Raw genomic sequence first — 17,910 nt, forward strand, 5'->3', positions numbered from 1 at the left:
CCCTTCGGCGTGCTCGCTCATGCCGATGCCTCCATGGCCACCCGCAGCGCGGCGATGCCCCGCGAGCCGTACGCCTTCACCGAGCCCAGCGAGATGCCGAGCGTCTCGGCGACCTGGGCCTCGGTCATGTCCGCGAAGTAGCGCAGGACGAGGACCTCGCGCTGGCGGCGCTGCAGGCCCTTCATCGCCTTGATGAGGTCGCGCCGCTCCAGCGAGTCGTACGCGCCCTCCTCCGCGCTCGCCATGTCCGGCATCGGCTTGGAGAGGAGCTTCAGGCCGAGGATGCGCCGGCGCAGGGTGGAGCGGGAGAGGTTGACGACCGTCTGGCGCAGGTAGGCGAGGGTCTTCTCGGGGTCGCGGACGCGCTTGCGGGCCGAGTGGACGCGGATGAAGGCTTCCTGGACGACGTCCTCGCAGGAGGCGGTGTCGTCGAGGAGGAGCGCGGCGAGGCCGAGCAGCGAGCGGTAGTGCGCCCGGTAGGTCTCGGTGAGGTGGTCGACGGTCGTGCCGGCGACCTCGGTGTCCGCCGTGGCGGTGACCGCGGTGTCGTCGGAGCCGTCGCGCTGACTGGGTATGCGGGCGGGCCGCGCTGCGGGCATGGGCGCGATCACCGGCATGCCGCCGGGAATGCGCGGCCGGAGCGCCGCGCGGGGCGGCCGGAGCGCCGCGGTGCCGCGGGCCGCACTGAGTTCGAGTACCTCTGCCACGCCTGTTGGACACGTCTCCCCCCGCCAGGGTTGTACGTGCCGGGCGTCACATGTGCGACAACCGACGGTGCCTGAACTGCCGTCATGCGCCCCGCTCTTCCCTTATGTCCCATTTGAACGGGCGTCCCCACGCCCCGATCACGGCGTCCCCACGCCAGGATCCTCACGTCCCACGCCCCGCAAAGGTGACCGCAAAGACGCTCCCCGCCCCTCGCGCGGTTGCGAGGAACGGGGAGGAAAATCCTCTGTCGCCGTGGAGCGCGGTTCAAGTGGTTTGGACCATGCTCCCGGCCACATTTCTTACTTGGATCCTACAAACGTTTTATCCGCGGGTGGATACCTCGCCCCTGAATTCCGCGGCGACCAGCTCGGCGATCTGCGCGGTGTTGAGCGCGGCGCCCTTGCGCAGGTTGTCGCCGCAGACGAAGAGTTCGAGCGCGGTCGGGTCGTCCAGGGCCCGCCGTACCCGCCCGACCCAGGTCGGGTCGGTGCCCACCACGTCGGCGGGGGTGGGGAACTCACCGGCGGCGGGGTCGTCGCAGAGCACGACCCCGGGCGCGGTGGCGAGGATCTCGCGGGCGCCGTCGACGGTCACCTCGCCCTGGAAGCGGGCGTGGACGGTGAGCGAGTGCGTGGTGATCACCGGCACCCGGACACAGGTCACGGCGACCGGCAGCTTCGGCAGTCCGAGGATCTTGCGGGACTCGTCCCGCACCTTCATCTCCTCCGACGACCAGCCGTCCTCCCGCAGCGACCCGGCCCACGGGACGACGTTCAGCACGACCGGCTCCGGGAAGGGCCCGGTGTCGTCCCCGACGGCCCGCCGTACGTCACCGGGCTTGGTCCCCAGCTCGGTCCCCGCGACCAGGGACAGCTGGGCCCGCAGCGTCTCGACGCCGGCCCGGCCCGCCCCGCTCACCGCCTGGTACGACGACACCACCAGCTCGCGCAGCCCGAACTCGGCGTGCAGCGCGCCCAGGGCGACGATCATCGACAGGGTCGTGCAGTTGGGGTTGGCGACGATCCCGCGCGGCCGGCGCCGCACCGCGTGCGGATTGACCTCGGGTACGACGAGGGGCACGTCCGGGTCCATCCGGAAGGCGCCCGAGTTGTCGACGACGACCGCACCGCGCGCGGCGGCGATCGGCGCCCACTCGGCGGAGACCTCGTCGGGCACGTCGAACATGGCGATGTCGACGCCGTCGAAGGCGTCCTCCGTCAGGGCCACGACCTCGACCTCCTCCCCGCGCACGGCCAGCTTGCGGCCGGCCGAGCGCCGGGAGGCGATCAGACGGATCTCGCCCCAGACGTCCGCGCGCTGGGACAGGATCTGGAGCATGACCGCGCCGACGGCTCCGGTCGCTCCCACGACCGCGAGCGTCGGCTTGCCCGTCATCGGCCGGTGCCTCCGTAGACGACGGCCTCGTCGGTGTCGGAGTCGAGCCCGAAGGCGGTGTGCACGGCGCGCACGGCCTCCGGCACGTCGTCGGCACGGGTGACGACCGAGATGCGGATCTCGGAGGTCGAGATCAGCTCGATGTTCACGCCCGCGTTGCTCAGCGCCTCGAAGAAGGAGGCGGTGACACCCGGGTTGGTCTTCATGCCGGCGCCGACGAGGGAGATCTTGCCGATCTGGTCGTCGTAGCGCAGCGAGTCGAAGCCGATGCCCGCGCGGTTGCGCTCCAGCGCGTCGATGGCCTTGCGGCCCTCGGTCTTCGGCAGCGTGAAGGAGATGTCGGTCAGCCCCGTGGAGGCCGCCGACACGTTCTGCACGACCATGTCGATGTTGATCTCGGCATCGGCGATGGTCCGGAAGATCGCGGCGGCCTCACCCGGCTTGTCCGGCACGCCGACGACCGTGATCTTGGCCTCGGAGGTGTCGTGCGCGACACCGGAGATGATGGCCTGCTCCACCTTGATGTCCCCAATCGGCTCACTGCTGACCCACGTGCCCTGCAGTCCGCTGAAGCTGGACCGGACGTGGATCGGGATGTTGTAGCGGCGGGCGTACTCCACACAGCGGTGGAGCAGCACCTTGGAGCCGGAGGCCGCGAGCTCCAGCATGTCCTCGAAGGAGATCCAGTCGATCTTCTTCGCCTTCTTCACCACGCGCGGGTCGGCGGTGAACACGCCGTCGACGTCGGTGTAGATCTCGCAGACCTCGGCGTCGAGCGCTGCGGCGAGCGCCACGGCCGTGGTGTCGGACCCACCGCGCCCCAGCGTGGTGATGTCCTTCTTGTCCTGGCTGACGCCCTGGAACCCGGCGACGATCGCGATGTTGCCCTTGTCCAGGGACTCGCGGATCCGGCCCGGGGTGACGTCGATGATCCGGGCTTTGTTGTGGACCGAGTCGGTGATGACGCCTGCCTGGCTGCCGGTGAACGACTGCGCCTCGTGGCCCAGGTTTTTGATCGCCATGGCCAGCAGGGCCATGGAGATCCGCTCTCCGGCGGTCAGCAGCATGTCGAACTCCCGGCCGGCAGGCATCGGCGAAACCTGCTCGGCGAGATCGATCAGCTCGTCCGTCGTGTCGCCCATCGCGGAAACGACGACAACCACCTGGTTGCCGTTCTTCTTCGCTTCCACGATCCGCTTGGCGACGCGCTTGATGCCTTCGGCATCGGCTACGGAGGAACCTCCGTACTTCTGCACGACAAGGCCCACGTGCGCTCCTCGCTCGGTTCGTTTGTGTCGGCTCAGTCTAACGAGCGTCCGAAATCCACCCCCCTGCTCCCGCATGGTGAGACATCGGGCGGCGGGAGGTCGACGCGCTCGCGACCGGAACCTGCCCAGCACACGGCACGGCACGCGAAACGTGCCCCGGCTCACAGCGGCTCCTGTGGATTAAGTTTCAAGCATTAGGGTGCGGGGCGTGCGCGTACTTCTGGTGGAAGACGACGAACCGGTCGCCGAGTCGCTGCGGCGCGGCCTGAAGCGGTACGGCTTCGAGGTGGAGTGGGTGACCACGGGCGCGGCCGCACTGGCCCACTCGGCCCCCTACGACGTCGTACTCCTCGATCTCGGGCTCCCCGACACCGACGGCCTGGACGTGTGCAAGGCGCTGCGGGCCCGCGGGGACGTGCCGATCATCGTGATCAGCGCGCGCAGCGACGAGACGGACCGGGTGGTCGGCCTGGAGCTGGGCGCCGACGACTACGTCTCCAAGCCCTTCGGGGTCCGCGAGGTCATCGCCCGCATACGGGCGGTGATGCGCCGCGTCCAGCCCCGTACGGAGGCGGCGGCCGGACCCGACCGCTACGGCCCCCGCCTCACGGTCGACCGCAAGGCGGCCCGCGTCCACCTGGACGGTGTGGCGGTCGCCCTGGCTCCCAAGGAGTACGACCTGCTCGCCTTCCTCACCGAGGAGCCGGGCGCGCTGATGTCGCGCGAGCAGATCATGGAGGCGGTCTGGGACGCGAACTGGTTCGGCCCGACCAAGACCCTGGACGTGCATGTGGCCGCCCTGCGCCGGAAACTCGCCGGGGCGATCACGATCGAGGCGGTACGCGGGGTCGGCTTCCGCCTGCTCGTGCATGAGGACTCCGGCGGCACGGCATGATCCGCCAGCTCGTCTGGAGCTACATCCTGCTGGTGGCGGTCGCGATCGGCCTGTTCACCGTGCCGGTGGCGTTCACGCTCACCGCACAGCTGCGGGGCGACACCGAGCAGTCCGTGCGGCGCGAGGCGACCACCATGGCGCTGCTGCTGGCCAACGGCGACCCGGCCTCCTGCCGGGCGCTGGCCGAGCTGGGCCGGGCGTACGCCGAGGAGATGCAGGACGAGGTCCAGGCCACGTCGACGGCGGCCTGCACCACCCCGCTCCCCCGCCCCCGGCAGGACACGGCCCTGACGCATGCGCTGGTCGACGGCAGGTCGACCACCGACTGGGGCTCGAACTTCATCTGGGGCCCCCGGCTGGTGGTCACGGTCCCGGCGAAGGACGGCGACCGGGTGGTGGGCGCCGTACGCATCGTCTACTCCACCGGCAGCCTCACCCACAGGCTGTGGATCATCTGGGGCTTTAGGGCGACGCTGGCGGTCGCCGTCCTGGCCGTGGCGGCCCTGATCGGCGCGATCGTGGCCCGCCGCCTCACCCGCCCCCTGCGCCAGCTCAACGACATGGCGAGCAGGTTCAGCGACGGCGACCTCACGGCCCGCTCCCCGGTCACCGGCCCGCCGGAGACACAGACCCTGGCCCGCACCCTCAACCAGGGCGCCGAACGCCTGGACACGCTGGTGGCGTCCCAGCGCATCTTCGTGGCCGACGCCTCCCACCAACTCCGCACCCCCCTCACGGCACTCCGCCTGTCCCTGGACAACATCGCGGACGGCGTGGACGACGAGTTCGTCCGGGAGGACGTGGAGCAGGCGACGGCCGAGGTGGTCCGGATGAGCCGCCTGGTCAACGGCCTGCTGGTGCTGGCCCGCGCGGAGGCGAAGGTCACGGCGGCCGAACCGCTCCCCCTCGGGGACATCGTGCGCGAACGCCTCTCGGTGTGGAGACCGGCCGCCGACGAGCGCGGAGTCCACATCGCTCTCAGGGGGAGTGCCGACGGCCGGCCGACTGTGCTGGCCAGCCCGGGTCATCTGGACCAGGTACTGGACAACGTGCTCTCGAACGCCCTGGAGGTCTCACCCGACGGCGGCACGATCACGGTGCGGGTGGAGTCCGGCCCCGACGAGGTGACCCTCTCCATCCTGGACGAGGGCCCCGGCATGACCGACGCCGAGAAGTCCCGCGCCTTCGACCGCTTCTGGCGCGGCCAGGGCCTGACCGGCCGCTCGGGTTCGGGCCTGGGCCTGGCCGTCGTACGACAACTCGTGACGGACGACGGCGGCGCGGTGACCCTGCGGGACGCCCCGGGCGGCGGCCTGTGCGTGTCGATCACCCTTCGGGCATCGCCGAAGAGTGGTGGTTGACGATGAACCACTGCCCGCCGCGCTTCTCGTACTCGTAGGTGTAACGGGCCTCCACGACCCGCTTCTTGCCGGTCTTGGGGTCGGTCAGGGTGAACCGATAGATCCCGGTGTCGAGGGCGGAGTTCCGGTCGAGCACGTTCACGATCGTCCGGACCTTCTTGCCCACCGGCTTGTTCGCCAGGAAGTGCTCGAAGTAGTCGACGATCTGGGCGTGGTCGGTACGGATCTTGTTGGAAACAGTGGGCAGCAGGACGGCGTCGGCGGCGTACAGCTTGGCCACCTTCTCCGGGTCGCCGGTCTGCAGGGCGGCGTTCCACCGGTCGAAGAGCGAGGCGACCTGGGCCTTGCTGGGCTTCGCCTCGGGCCGCGGCCCGGCCGCGCTGACACCGGCGGTGACGGAAGCGGCGGTGACCAGGGCGGCGCCGGTGACGACGGCGGCACGTATACGGGTGTTACGGCTCTTGCTGTTCATCGCTAACTCCAGTGCGAGGTCGCCTTGTTCGAGGTGCTTCCAGCCTCGCTTCGCACCGGTTAGGGCCCGTCCAGTGGACGTACAGGGGACGTCCAGCACTTCGCCAATCTCTCAGCCGACGGCCTTTCTCCCCTTCACGAGACCGACCCCCGCCCCGGCCGACACGACGCCCATCCCGACCGCGGTCGCCACCCCCTGCGCCCCGTCGGCCACGAAAGGCGCGGCAACGGCGACGACGGCATTGAAAAGAAACAGAAACCACAGAACGGGCTTGGAATTGAGCAGCGACTTCATTCGATTTCCCTCGTTTCACGTCTCGCTGACCTGACGAGATCAACGATCCCGGCTCACGGATCTCGAAACGAGGGAGCGCACTCCCGGAACGGGGGTGTAGGCGGCTACACCGCTACTCGGCGAACGGGGTGAAGTGGGCCGGCGGATGGTCGATCGGGAGGTCGGGACGCCAGGCGGTGAGGATCTGGGCACTGCATTCGAAGAGGTTCGGTGGCAGCGCGTCCAGGGGCCACCAACGCCAGTCGCCGACGCTCTCGTCCGGCTGGTCGGCCGGTTCACCGCGCCAGGCGGTGACCAGCGCGCCGAAGGTGATCCGGACCACCCCGTCGACCTGGTCGACCAGCGTTCCCAGGAGCCGGACATCGGACGGATCGGCCAACAGCCCGGTCTCCTCCGCGAGTTCGCGGACCACCGTCTCCTCCAGCGACTCACCGGGCTCCACGGTCCCGCCGGGCAACTCGGTCGTCCCCCGCCGATGCCGGCCCAGCAGCAGCCCACGGGGTCCGAGCAGTACGGCGCCGACCCCGGCCGCCGCGTGGGCCACCGGCGGCTTGGCGGTGCGGGGGCGGGCGGTGATGCGGGCGGGCCGACGGGCCTGGAAGAGCCGGTAGGACGCATGGTTGCCCTCCTCGGGAGCGTCGAGGACGGCGACGTCCTCCACCCGCAGCCCGTACTGCACGAGCAGGTCCTCCCAGAGTTCCGGGGTGAGCACCCACATCTGCCCGGTCAGCTCTCCGCCACCGGCCAGCCGCAGGATCTCGGGCCGGGGAGTGACGGCCGAATCAGGGCCGTCTCCTTGAGAGTTGGTGTGCAGCACGGTGAAGCACAGCCGGCCCCCCGGCTTGAGGGCCGCGGCCAGCGCGGGCAGTAGCCGGTGGGGGTCGAGGAAGTGGAGGGTGCTGAGAGAGTAGATGACGTCGTACGGCGCCGCCGTGCGCAGGTGCTCGACGCCGTCCGCGTGGACCAGCCGGAGTCCAGGCAGATCCGGGTAGCGGGCACGGGCCCGCTCGAGCTGGCTGGCCGAGGCGTCGACCGCGTCCAGCATGGCCCTGTGGGCACGGACGAGATGCGCGGCATGTCGGCCCGGACCGCAGCCGAGGTCCAGCACGCGCCGACCCGCCAGATCCCCGAGAACCTCGTCCCCCGGCCCGGCCCCTCCGGGGCCCCAGGCGATCCGGTCCAGCTCGGGCAGGGGTGTGCCGCGCCGAAGGTGGTGAGTCCCGTAGGAGTGCCAGATTTCGGCGTTGATCTCTTCGGGGCCGGGCATCAGTCGGCATACTCCTTCAGCGGCTCGGTGTCCAAGGTGATGTTCACCGGGTCCGGAAGCTGGACGGAGGCACCGAAGGGCAGCTTCTCCTCGTGACGGTAGCGGCCGTCCTTCGGCTGATTGAAGACCACCACGGAGCAGTCGTCACGGTCGATGAGGAGGTAGACGGGGATACCGGCTGCCGCATAGCCGTCAGGCTTCTCGACCCGGTCGCGCTGGTTGGTGTCGGAGTCGTACGAAGTGATCTCCACCGCCATGAGCACACCTTCGGCCTCCGACCACTCCCCCTGCCCCTTGAGGCTGCCCTTGGGCACCAGTACTGCGTCCGCACGAGCGCGCCGGAGCCGGTGTTGCAGCACCGACCGGGGCCGATCTATGTGCCGCGAACCTAGAGCGCCATTACATTCCGACGCAAGCCGATCACGGAACGTCACTCTTTAGAGGTAGCGCCCACTCAACTCACCTACAGGCTTGGTTGGTTGGGTTGGTTTTCCACCCCTTCCAGACCCCGGGAGAAGGGCTCGAAGCCCGAGGCTCAAGCTCCGGGCCAGCCCTTGATCACGCCGGTCGGCGGCTGAAGACTGCCGGGCTGTGACAAGTGATCTGTTGCTCGCCGCGATCGTGCTGCTCGGCTCGACCGTGCAGTGGGTCACCGGGATGGGGTTCGCGCTGGTCGCCGTGCCCGGGCTCGTGCTGCTGCTCGGGGCGGGCGACGGGGTCACACTCGCCAACTGTTCCGCCGGTGCCATCAGTGTGGTGGGCCTCGCCGGAGGATGGCGGCAGGTGCGGCCGCGGGCGATGGTGCCGTTGTGCGTCGCCGCGGCGTGCACGGTTCCGGCGGGGGTCTGGCTGACCCGCCAACTGCCGGAGCCCGCATTGCTGTTGCTCATGGGCGGCCTGGTCACGTGTGCGGTCCTGCTGGTCATGCGGGGCGCGCGGGTGCCGATGCTGCGAGGCGTGCGAGGTGCGGTCGCGGCCGGTGCGGTGGGCGGCTTCATGAACTCCGCGGCGGGCGTCGGCGGGCCGCCCGTCTCCCTCTACGCGGTCAACGCCGGCTGGACCATACGGGAGTTCGTGCCCAACGCGCAGTTCTACGGCGTCCTGGTCAACGCCTTCTCCGTCGCCGCGAACGGGACACCCCGGCTGGCGACGGCTCAGTGGGTCTCGGCCGTCGCCGCGATGACGGCGGGGGCGCTGATCGGCCGGGTGCTCGCCGGGCGGGTCCCCGAGCCGCGGGCCCGGCTGCTGGTGCTGCTGCTCGCGCTCGCGGGTGGGGCGACGACGCTGACGAAGGGCCTGTGGGGGCTGTGAGCACCCCCAGGCACGCTACTTCGCCGGCCGCATCCCCAGCGGCCCGCCGATCTCCTCCGCCATGACCTTGCCCGCCTCGAACTCCAGGGTCTCGTCACCCAGGGTGGCCTGGTCGGTGTCGAGGCCGTCGAGTTCTTCCAGGGGCTGGTTGAGGCGGACGTGGGCGACCAGGGACTGGAGGGCGCGGAGGCTGGCGGAGGCGGTGCCGCCCCAGTTGGAGAAGTAGGAGAACTGCCACCACCACAGGGCCTCCGTGGTGCGGCCCGCGCGGTAGTGGGCCATGCCGTGGCGGAGGTCGGTGACGACGTCGGCCAGGTCGTCGGAGATGCGGGCCGGGACGGGGGCCTTCCGGGGCTCGTAGGGGTCGAAGACCTCGGAGTAGACGTCGATGGGGTCGAGGAGGCGGGCGAGGTTCTCGCGGAGTTCGTCCACGTCCGGCTCGGGGCCCAGGTCGGGCTCGTAGCGCTCGTCGGGGACGATGTCCTCGTGCGCGCCCAGGCGGCCGCCGGCCAGGAGCAGCTGGGAGACCTCCAGGAGGAGGAAGGGCACCGCCGAGTCCGGCTCGTCGCCCTTCGCCACCTCTGAGACGGCCACCAGGAAGCTCTCGACCTGGTCCGCGATCTGGACCGCGAAGTCGTCCGGATTGTGACCGGTCGCGTGCAGCGTGGCGTCAGACATCTAGGAGTCGTCTCCCCTCGAAGGCGCGGCCGAGGGTGACCTCGTCCGCGTATTCCAGGTCGCCACCCACCGGGAGGCCGCTGGCCAGGCGGGTGACCTTGAGGCCCATGGGCTTGATCATGCGGGCGAGGTACGTGGCCGTGGCCTCGCCTTCCAGATTCGGGTCCGTGGCCAGGATCAGCTCCGTGACCGTCCCGTCGGCCAACCGCGCGAGAAGTTCTCGTATACGCAGGTCGTCGGGGCCGACGCCCTCGATCGGGCTGATCGCGCCGCCGAGGACGTGGTAGCGGCCGCGGAACTCACGGGTGCGCTCGACCGCCACGACGTCCTTCGGCTCCTCGACCACGCAGATGACCGACGGGTCGCGGCGCGGGTCGCGGCAGATGTTGCACAGCTCCTCCTGTGCCACGTTGCCGCAGGTCGCGCAGAAGCGGACCTTCGCCTTCACCTCGAGGAGGGCCTGGGCGAGCCGCCGGACGTCCGTCGGCTCCGCCTGCAGGATGTGGAAGGCGATCCGCTGCGCGCTCTTGGGACCGACGCCGGGCAGCCGCCCCAGCTCGTCGATGAGGTCCTGAACCACGCCTTCGTACAACGGACTGCCCTTCCTGGAGTCTTTCAGTACGTACGGTAGTTGGCCACGGCCCGTCTTAGAAAGGCAGGCCGGGAATGCCGCTGCCGCCGCCCAGGCCCTGCGCCAGGGGGCCCAGCTTCTGCTGCTGGAGCGTCTGCGCGTTCTCGTTGGCCGCCTGTACGGCCGCCACGATCAGATCGGCGAGGGTCTCGGTGTCCTCCGGGTCCACCGCCTTCGGGTCGATCTTCAGCGCGCGCAGCTCGCCGGCGCCGGTGACGGTGGCCTGCACCAGGCCGCCGCCCGCCTGCCCGTCGACCTCCGTGTTCGCCAGTTCCTCCTGCGCCCGCTGCAGGTCCTGCTGCATCTTCTGGGCCTGCTGGAGCAACTGCTGCATGTTGGGCTGGCCACCACCGGGGATCACGATCAGCTCCTGGTTCTACGTCTGCTCCGTCGTCTTCCGTTGTGCACGAGCCTACGTGGTCTACGCGACCATCGCCCCGCCACTCTTTCGAGTGACAGCAAGGGCAGGCCTATACCTGATCAAGGCCCTCTTCCGGGCGGAAAAGCAGGGAAAGCTACGCCCCCGCCACCCATTGGGCGGTAGGAAGGGTGGCGCGCGTCGGCATGCAATGTCACGCAATGTGACCGGTCATGTTCAGTGCCGTGTTCGGTGTCGTGTTCAGTAGGGAGTGCCGGGTGGGTCAGCCGGAGATGCAGCCCGAGGGTCCGCCTCAGGACGGGTGGGGCGAGGATGCGGCCGGGCTGCGGCCGGGCGATCTGACCGGGCGGTCGCTTCCGCTCGGGGACTGGGGCGAGCCCGCCGAGCGGCTCGACGAGCTGTACCGGTGGGTGGAGCGGGGGGCCATGCAGACGGCGTCCTGGTATCTCGCGGACCGGGTGTGGAAGCGGCGCGGGGCGCGGGCGCTGCGGGCCGGGGCGGCGGCGGGGGCGGTGTGCGGAGCCGCGCTGCCGTTGCTGGATCTGACCGGGGTGGTCGGCGGGGTGGCGGCCTGGGGGTATCTGGCGCTGATGCTCGCGGTGGCGTGTGTCGCGGTCGACCGGTTCTTCGGGGTCACGTCCGGGTGGATAAGGGACGTGGCGACCGCGCAGGCCGTGCAGCGGCGGTTGCAGGCGTTGCAGTTCGACTGGGCGTCGGAGAGCGTGCGGGAGGTGCTGGGGCCGGCCGAGGGGACGGCCAGTGAGGCCGCGGAGCGGTGTCTGGGGGTTCTGCGGCGGTTCTCCGAGGACGTCCTGGAGCTGGTGCGGACGGAGACGGCCGACTGGATGGTGGAGTTCCGGACGGGGTCGGCGCCGTTGGGTATCCAGGCGGCGGTGGCGTCGGGAGTGCGGGCGGAGGGGGGCGGGCCGGTGGGGAGGTTTCCACTGCCACCGGCGAACGGGACGCGCCCGAACATGCCCCGGCAGCGGCCGCCTGAGCCTCGATAGACGCCCTGCGCTGCAGCTACGCACATAGCTTCATGCCCTCCGGAGTCCAGCAGGGGACATGGCCGTGCGTGCGGATGATCTCCTGGCCGCTCCCCCGGGACAGGTACGTCAGGAAGCTGGACGCCAGGGAGTTGGCAGGCGGCTGGCCGTAGGTGTAGGCGTACTCGATCTCGCGGTAGGGGTAGGGGCTGTGGCCGTGCTCGATGGCGTCGACCGAGGGGGCGTTGGTGTCCAGGGAGAGCACGTGGAGGCCCTTCGCCCGGGTGGCCAGGTTGAGTTCGCTGTAGCCGATCGCGCCGGGGAGCTGGGCCACCTCGGTCAGCACCTGGTCCGTGGAGTCGAGTTCGCAGCGGGTCACCGGCGCCGTCGGGTAGTCCTTGTGGACGCAGTCGACGGAGGAGTTCGCCATCTCGCCCCGGCCGAGGACGCGCCGCTGGAAGACCTGCCGGGTACCGGAGTTGGCGTCCCGGCTGACCAGGTGCACGGGCAGCGAACGCCCGCCCAGCTGTCGCCAGTTGGTGATCTCGCCCTGGTAGAGGCGTCGTACGTCCGCCGTCGAGAGGTTCGTCAGGCCCACGTCGTCGTTCACGACCAGCGCGAAGACCGACAGCGCGATGCGGTTCTCGCGCAGCTCCGGCATGTCGGCGGCTTTGGGGCCGTCGGAGAGGGCGATCAACGGCGGTGAGCCCTGCCCCTTCGCCTGGGCGCCGGCCGCCGCCAACTCCCTTACACCCGCCGTCGATCCATGCGGATCCACCGTGACGGTCGCTCCCGCGCAGTCCTCCTCGTACCGCTTCGCCACCTCCCGCATCACCGGCTCGAACGCGGTCGACCCCGTCACGGTCAGCGCGCCCTTCTCGCAGCCGATCGGCGGTGGCGTGTCGTCGCGGGCCACGACGATCGCCGCCAGGGTCACCACGCACACCGTGAGCATGATGGTGATGAGCCGGGACGCACGGCTGAACAGCGGCGGCTTGTCGTCGGGTGTGGCGCTGCGGTTGGGATGGACCTCGCCCTCCCGGATCCCGCCGACGATCCGGATCTCCCGGCCGACGTCCCCGCCGGACAGCAGCACGAGCAGTTTGAAGTGGTCGCCACGGTTCAGCGGGACGCGCGGGATGCGCAGGGTGTTGCCCTCGTACCCGAAGCCGCGCTCGGCGGTGAAGTGGTCCAGGAGGTGGTCGGTGTCGGTCGGCTGGGTGACCGAGACACCGCGCACGGTACGGTCCGTGAACACCGCGGTCAGCCCGTGCCGCTCGGGGCTGGTGTAGTCGTCGCGGTCGATGCCCTGCGAACCGTCGTTCTCGATGCGTAGCAGGACGAGCGTCGCGTCGCTCGTGTCCGGTGCCCCGTCGAAGAGGAAGAGGCCGAGCCGGCGGTTGGCTCGGCCCGAGCGGACTTCGTCGCCGATGGGGTTGTCCATCTGCACGCGGTAGCCGACCCGCTTGCGGCGCGGCACCCGGCGCTCGTACCAGACCATGCCCGCGGACGCCACGATGCCCAGCACCGCCGTGCCGACGGCGACGACGTTCTCCGCGCTCAGCCACTCCATGTGGGTGCCCCCGCCACTCCCCGGAGCCGGATGGTGGGGTCACGGTACGCGCCCAGGAGGGGACGAACCGGACGCGTCGGCCGAAGTTCGCCCAACGTTCAACAGCCTTAGCAGGAGGCCGAGTTCACCTCACTGCTTGGTGTACGTCAGGCTCTCCCCGCCGCTCTTCTTCACCCGCTTCAGCCGCCCGTCCGACAGCAGCGTGACCTCCGTCGCCTCGCCCGGCGAGCAGGAGGAGATCGGCTCACCGGAGGTGACGGACGACGGTCCGATCTCCAACGGCCCGTCCGTGCCCGGCTCTTCGGTGAGCTGCGCCTCGAACACGCAGTGGTACGTCCCACCGCCGTCGGTGGGCCCGTCCGCGACGAGCGTGAGGACGGTGTCCCCCACCTTCCCCTGCTGGATGGTCAGTTGACGGGTGTTGCTCCCGTTGGAGTTGTCGATCGTGGTCTCCCAGGTGCCGAGGTAGCCGTCCGGGATCACACCGTCCGTGGGCGCGGAGGGGGACGGCGCCGAGGTCGTGGGATTGGGTGCCGGCGAGCTGCCGCCGCCCGGCGCGGTGGTGGTGACGGTCGGCGCGGGACTGACCGTCCCCCCGCCCTTGTCGTCGGTCCCACCCCGGTTCATCAGCGCATACACCGACCCACCCGCGCCCAACGCCACCACCAGCGCGATCACGACGAGCAGCGCGGTGGAGCGCCCGTTCCTACGCTCAGGCTGCTGCGGAACCCCGACCGGCGGCGGCCCATAGGGCGGGGTCGAGCCGAGCCCGCCACCCCCATAGGGGTTGTACGGCTGCTGCGGGTAGCCATAGGCGGCAGCAGGCGGCTGAGGATGCTGCTGGGGCTGCTGCGGATACCCGTACGGGCCGGGCGCACCGTACCCGGGAGCGGCGGGAGGAGGGGCAGGCGGCGGGGTCTGCCCGGAAACCATGGTCGGAAGATGATTGACGGGCGCACCACTTCCAGCAGACGGGCCCGGCCGGCTCGGGGTCGCGGGCGTGGGCGGCGGCACGGACCCGTCATCGGCAGCAGCCGCATGCTCAGGCGACCCCCCACCCCCCTGCTGAACCACCCAAGCAGGAGCAGGCACCCCCGGGGCCACAGCCGCCCCGCCCGACGCACCCGCACCAGCGGACGGCGCACCCGCCCCACCAGAACCAGCCGCACCCGCCGACGGCGCGTCCGCCCCACCAGGGCCACCCGCACCCGACGACGATTCCTGCACGGGTGGTGCGGGTGGGAACCCAGACCCGGCCGAAGGCCGGGTGCCCCCGGACGCACCCGCACCCGCACCCGGCAACGCATCAGAAGCCGGATCCTCCGTGTCCAGCAGCCGCACCGCATGCCGCCCCAACTGCGCCACCAACGCCCCCGGCAGCCAAGGATCCCGAGACCGCCCCCCGGCCACCGTGTCCCCCGCCCCCGTCCGCTCCAGAATCCGCTCCAGCGAAGGCCGGGAAGCCGGGTCCTTCTTCAAGCAGTCCCGCACCAGATCCGCGATCCCCTCCGGCACCCCCTCCAGATCCGGCTCCTCCTGAGCGATCCGGAACATCAGGGCATGCACCCCACTGTTCGCCCCGCCGAAGGGCAGAACACCGGTGGAGGCGTACGCGAGCACGGACCCCAGGCAGAACACATCACACGCAGGCGTGATCCGATCCCCCCGCACCTGCTCCGGCGCCATGAACCCGGGCGACCCCACCAACGACCCGGTACGGGTCAGCCCGTCCCCCGCCATCGTCTCCATCGCCCGCGCGATCCCGAAGTCGATCACCCGCGGCCCGTCGATGGTGACGAGCACGTTGGACGGCTTCAGATCCCGGTGCACGATCCCCGCCGCGTGGATGTCCGTGAGCGCATGCGCGAGCCCCGCCGCGAGGATCCGTACCGACCGCTCGGGCAGCGCCCCGTGATCGTGTGAGACGACCTGCTGCAGGCTGGGCCCGGCGACGTACCCGGTGGCCACCCAGGGCACCGCGGCCTCGGTGTCCGCGTCCAGCACGGGCGCGGTCCAGTACCCGCCGACCCGCCGCGCGGCCTGCACCTCCTGCCGGAACCGCGCCCGGAACTCCTCCTGCTCGGCCAGCTCCTCGCGGACCAGTTTCACGGCGACGGTACGGCCCCGGTCCGACCGGGCCAGATACACATGCCCCATACCGCCCGCGCCGAGCCGCGCGAGCAGCCGGTACGCCCCGATCTGCTGCGGATCCCCCGGTCCCAGCTTGTCCATCCTCGCGCCGCCTTCCCCCCATAGGTCTGCAACGGACCGAGAATAGTGCGGTCGCACGGGGAGCCGCGCGGCCCGGTGTCTACGGTTCCGTAACGGCGGTGTCTTCGACAACCTGTCGCGGAAACCCCCCGCCCACGGAACAAGACGCCGATGTCGCGTCCGCATCCCGGACATTTACGCTCGCCCGCATGACCCCTCAGCTCAGCCCCGAAGCCGGCGCCGCGGTGAAGGCCGCGGACCGTGCCCACGTTTTCCACTCCTGGTCCGCCCAGGACCTCATCGACCCGCTCGCCGTCGCCGGCGCCGAGGGGTCGTACTTCTGGGACTACGACGGCAAGCGGTACCTGGACTTCACCAGCGGACTCGTCTTCACCAACATCGGCTACCAGCACCCCAAGGTCGTCGCCGCGATCCAGGAGCAGGCGGCGACGATGACGACGTTCGCGCCCGCGTTCGCGGTCGAGGCGCGCTCGGAGGCGGCCCGGCTGATCGCCGAGCGGACCCCCGGCGACCTGGACAAGATCTTCTTCACCAACGGCGGCGCGGACGCCGTCGAGCACGCGGTGCGCATGGCCCGGCTGCACACGGGCCGACCGAAGGTGCTCTCGGCGTACCGCTCGTACCACGGCGGCACCCAGCAGGCGATCAACATCACCGGTGACCCGCGCCGCTGGGCCTCCGACAGCGCCGGCGCCGGTGTCGTCCACTTCTGGGCGCCCTTCCTGTACCGCTCCCGCTTCTACGCGGAGACGGAGGAGCAGGAGACCGCGCGGGCCCTGGAGCACCTGGAGACGACGATCGCGTTCGAGGGGCCGGGTACGGTCGCGGCGATCATCCTGGAGACCGTGCCCGGCACCGCCGGGATCATGGTCCCGCCGCCGGGCTACCTGGCCGGGGTCCGGGAGATCTGCGACAAGTACGGGATCGTCTTCATCCTGGACGAGGTCATGTCCGGGTTCGGGCGGACCGGTGAGTGGTTCGCGGCGGACCTGTTCGGTGTCGTCCCGGACCTGATGACCTTCGCCAAGGGCGTGAACTCGGGTTACGTGCCCCTCGGCGGTGTGGCGATTTCGGAGAAGATCGCGGAGACCTTCGGCAAGCGGCCGTACCCGGGCGGGCTCACCTACTCCGGCCACCCGCTGGCCTGCGCCGCCGCCGTCGCCACGATCAACGTGATGGCGGAGGAGGGCGTCGTGGAGAACGCCAAGCGGCTCGGCGAGAGCGTCGTCGGCCCCGCCCTGGCCGAGCTGGCCGAGCGGCACCCGAGCGTCGGCGAGGTCCGTGGCGTCGGCATGTTCTGGGCGCTGGACCTGGTGAAGGACCGGGAGACCCGGGAGCCGCTGGTGCCCTACAACGCGGCCGGCGAGGCGAACGCCCCCATGGCCGCGTTCGGCGCCGCCGCCAAGCAGCACGGACTGTGGCCCTTCATCAACATGAACCGGACCCACATCGTCCCGCCCTGCAACGTCACCGAGGCCGAGCTGAAGGAGGGCCTGGCGGCCCTGGACGCGGCGCTGAGCGTCGCCGACGAGCACACGGTGTAACGGAACCGCAGCTGCCGCCCCGGGAGCCCGAACGCGTAAGGTGACGTGCTCGTAAGAGAGTGCGAGTACGTACGAGTACGTCACCCATACGTGTGAGGAGAGGCCCGGACGATGCCCGGCAACGGTGCCGTGACGCGCAGCACTCTGCGCCAGCAGATCGCGGACGCGCTGCGTGACGAGGTGCTGGCGGGGCGTCTGCAGCCGGGCCGGGCGGTCACCGTCAAGGAGATCGCCGACCAGTACGGCGTCTCGGCGACCCCGGTCCGCGAGGCGCTGGTCGACCTGTCCGCGCAGGGCATCCTGGAGGCCGACCAGCACCGCGGCTTCCGCGTCCCCGAGTACTCGCTGGCCGACTACCGGGGCATGATCGAGGCCCGCGGTCTGGTCACCGACGGTATGTTCCGGGCCCTCAGCACCCACCACCCGGCCTTCACCGCCGTCGAGGACCCACGAACGGCGGCGGCGCTGGCGGCGGTCCGCCGGCGCGGCGAGGAGGCCCAGCGGGCCGCGGCCGCCGGTGACCTCACTGTGCTGATCGGCTACGACCTGCGCTTCTGGCGCGAACTGAGCGGCCTGTTCGGCAACCCCTACCTGGCCGACTTCCTGCACCGGCTGCGGGTCCAGTCCTGGGTCTGCGCGGTCCAGCACCTGCGCCGCCTCCCCGACGTGCGCAACCACCTGTGGGCCGGCCACACCGACCTGGTCGACGCCCTGGCCCGCCGCGACGCGGAAGCGGCCCGCGCCATCGTGGCCGCGGCCAACACCCACGCCCTCGCCCTCATCGAGCGCCTGGCCGAGCAGGCCTGATCAGCCGGGTCCCGTGCTGTGCGAACAAGCCGTACCGAGGGTAGAAGTCGCACCAGGGGGCCTCGACATGACCCGTAGCGATTACCCTTCCCTGACCGCCCTGCCCGCG

18 protein-coding genes are annotated in these 17,910 nt (G+C 70.7%); 6 read left to right on the plus strand and 12 right to left on the minus strand.

Features of this window, described 5'->3' with window-relative positions; all coding sequences use genetic code 11:
- Positions 1-17: 17 nt before the first annotated feature.
- From CRP49_RS11360 to CRP49_RS11370, 3 genes are all read right to left on the minus strand, one after another.
- Positions 18-707: a SigE family RNA polymerase sigma factor gene (locus tag CRP49_RS11360; protein WP_097253263.1), complete on the minus strand. Its 690-nt coding sequence runs from the start codon at positions 705-707 to the stop codon at positions 18-20.
- Positions 708-1,029: 322 nt separating this feature from the next.
- Positions 1,030-2,103, minus strand: coding sequence for an aspartate-semialdehyde dehydrogenase (locus CRP49_RS11365; protein ID WP_097253264.1), 1,074 nt, complete (start codon positions 2,101-2,103; stop codon positions 1,030-1,032).
- Positions 2,100-3,371 carry an aspartate kinase gene (locus tag CRP49_RS11370; RefSeq protein ID WP_097253265.1) on the minus strand — a complete coding sequence of 424 codons (1,272 nt, stop codon included), beginning with the start codon at positions 3,369-3,371 and terminating at the stop codon, positions 2,100-2,102. Before CRP49_RS11370 ends, CRP49_RS11365 begins: the two co-directional genes overlap by 4 nt.
- 208 nt (positions 3,372-3,579) lie before the next feature.
- On the opposite strand from CRP49_RS11370, the gene CRP49_RS11380 reads away from it, so the two are divergent.
- Complete coding sequence (locus tag CRP49_RS11380) at positions 3,580-4,266, plus strand: response regulator transcription factor (protein WP_097257308.1); 687 nt, start codon at positions 3,580-3,582, stop codon at positions 4,264-4,266.
- On the plus strand, positions 4,263-5,627 hold the full coding sequence (locus CRP49_RS11385; protein WP_097253267.1) for a HAMP domain-containing sensor histidine kinase: 1,365 nt from the start codon (positions 4,263-4,265) through the stop codon (positions 5,625-5,627). Before CRP49_RS11380 ends, CRP49_RS11385 begins: the two co-directional genes overlap by 4 nt.
- Here CRP49_RS11385 and CRP49_RS11390 read toward each other — a convergent pair.
- The 4 genes from CRP49_RS11390 to CRP49_RS11405 form a co-directional block, all read right to left on the minus strand.
- A complete protein-coding gene (locus CRP49_RS11390; protein WP_097253268.1) occupies positions 5,593-6,099 on the minus strand; it encodes an SgcJ/EcaC family oxidoreductase in 507 nt (168 codons plus the stop codon). The two genes, CRP49_RS11385 and CRP49_RS11390, sit on opposite strands and share 35 nt — an antisense overlap.
- Positions 6,100-6,210: 111 nt before the next feature.
- Complete coding sequence (locus CRP49_RS11395; RefSeq protein ID WP_097253269.1) at positions 6,211-6,393, minus strand: hypothetical protein; 183 nt, start codon at positions 6,391-6,393, stop codon at positions 6,211-6,213.
- A gap of 112 nt (positions 6,394-6,505) precedes the next feature.
- Positions 6,506-7,660 carry a bifunctional class I SAM-dependent methyltransferase/NUDIX hydrolase gene (locus tag CRP49_RS11400; RefSeq protein WP_097253270.1) on the minus strand — a complete coding sequence of 385 codons (1,155 nt, stop codon included), beginning with the start codon at positions 7,658-7,660 and terminating at the stop codon, positions 6,506-6,508.
- Positions 7,660-8,094, minus strand: a complete 435-nt coding sequence (locus CRP49_RS11405) for a Uma2 family endonuclease (RefSeq protein ID WP_306459733.1) — start codon at positions 8,092-8,094, stop codon at positions 7,660-7,662. The genes CRP49_RS11400 and CRP49_RS11405 overlap by 1 nt, the downstream gene beginning before the upstream one ends.
- 157 nt (positions 8,095-8,251) lie before the next feature.
- Between CRP49_RS11405 and CRP49_RS11410 the strand changes: the two genes are divergently transcribed.
- Positions 8,252-8,971, plus strand: a complete 720-nt coding sequence (locus tag CRP49_RS11410; RefSeq protein WP_097253271.1) for a sulfite exporter TauE/SafE family protein — start codon at positions 8,252-8,254, stop codon at positions 8,969-8,971.
- A 15-nt stretch (positions 8,972-8,986) separates the two neighbouring features.
- Here CRP49_RS11410 and CRP49_RS11415 read toward each other — a convergent pair whose 3' ends face one another.
- Genes CRP49_RS11415 through CRP49_RS11425 form a run of 3 tightly spaced genes read right to left on the minus strand, consistent with a single transcriptional unit; the run spans position 8,987 to position 10,641 of the window.
- Positions 8,987-9,649, minus strand: coding sequence for a DUF5063 domain-containing protein (locus CRP49_RS11415; protein ID WP_097253272.1), 663 nt, complete (start codon positions 9,647-9,649; stop codon positions 8,987-8,989).
- Positions 9,642-10,241, minus strand: a complete 600-nt coding sequence (gene recR, locus CRP49_RS11420; RefSeq protein WP_033524560.1) for a recombination mediator RecR — start codon at positions 10,239-10,241, stop codon at positions 9,642-9,644. Before recR ends, CRP49_RS11415 begins: the two co-directional genes overlap by 8 nt.
- Before the next feature lie 55 nt (positions 10,242-10,296).
- On the minus strand, positions 10,297-10,641 hold the full coding sequence (locus CRP49_RS11425; RefSeq protein ID WP_094215804.1) for a YbaB/EbfC family nucleoid-associated protein: 345 nt from the start codon (positions 10,639-10,641) through the stop codon (positions 10,297-10,299).
- Positions 10,642-10,916: 275 nt separating this feature from the next.
- Here CRP49_RS11425 and CRP49_RS11430 point away from each other — a divergent pair, with 275 nt between their 5' ends.
- On the plus strand, positions 10,917-11,666 hold the full coding sequence (locus CRP49_RS11430) for an SLATT domain-containing protein (RefSeq protein WP_097257309.1): 750 nt from the start codon (positions 10,917-10,919) through the stop codon (positions 11,664-11,666).
- A 16-nt stretch (positions 11,667-11,682) separates the two neighbouring features.
- Here CRP49_RS11430 and CRP49_RS11435 read toward each other — a convergent pair whose 3' ends face one another.
- On the minus strand, positions 11,683-13,218 hold the full coding sequence (locus tag CRP49_RS11435; protein WP_097253273.1) for a substrate-binding domain-containing protein: 1,536 nt from the start codon (positions 13,216-13,218) through the stop codon (positions 11,683-11,685).
- 129 nt (positions 13,219-13,347) lie between these two features.
- Positions 13,348-15,450 (minus strand): serine/threonine-protein kinase, encoded by a 2,103-nt coding sequence (locus CRP49_RS11440; RefSeq protein ID WP_097253274.1) that lies wholly within the window; start codon positions 15,448-15,450, stop codon positions 13,348-13,350.
- Between the two features lie 188 nt (positions 15,451-15,638).
- Here CRP49_RS11440 and CRP49_RS11445 point away from each other — a divergent pair, with 188 nt between their 5' ends.
- Both CRP49_RS11445 and CRP49_RS11450 read left to right on the plus strand, forming a co-directional pair.
- Positions 15,639-16,994: an aspartate aminotransferase family protein gene (locus CRP49_RS11445; protein ID WP_097253275.1), complete on the plus strand. Its 1,356-nt coding sequence runs from the start codon at positions 15,639-15,641 to the stop codon at positions 16,992-16,994.
- A 111-nt stretch (positions 16,995-17,105) separates the two neighbouring features.
- Positions 17,106-17,801 carry a GntR family transcriptional regulator gene (locus tag CRP49_RS11450; RefSeq protein WP_097253276.1) on the plus strand — a complete coding sequence of 232 codons (696 nt, stop codon included), beginning with the start codon at positions 17,106-17,108 and terminating at the stop codon, positions 17,799-17,801.
- Positions 17,802-17,910: the final 109 nt, after the last annotated feature.

The sequence above is a fragment of the Streptomyces sp. Ag109_G2-15 genome (assembly GCF_900215565.1).
GTDB lineage: Bacteria > Actinomycetota > Actinomycetes > Streptomycetales > Streptomycetaceae > Streptomyces > Streptomyces diastatochromogenes.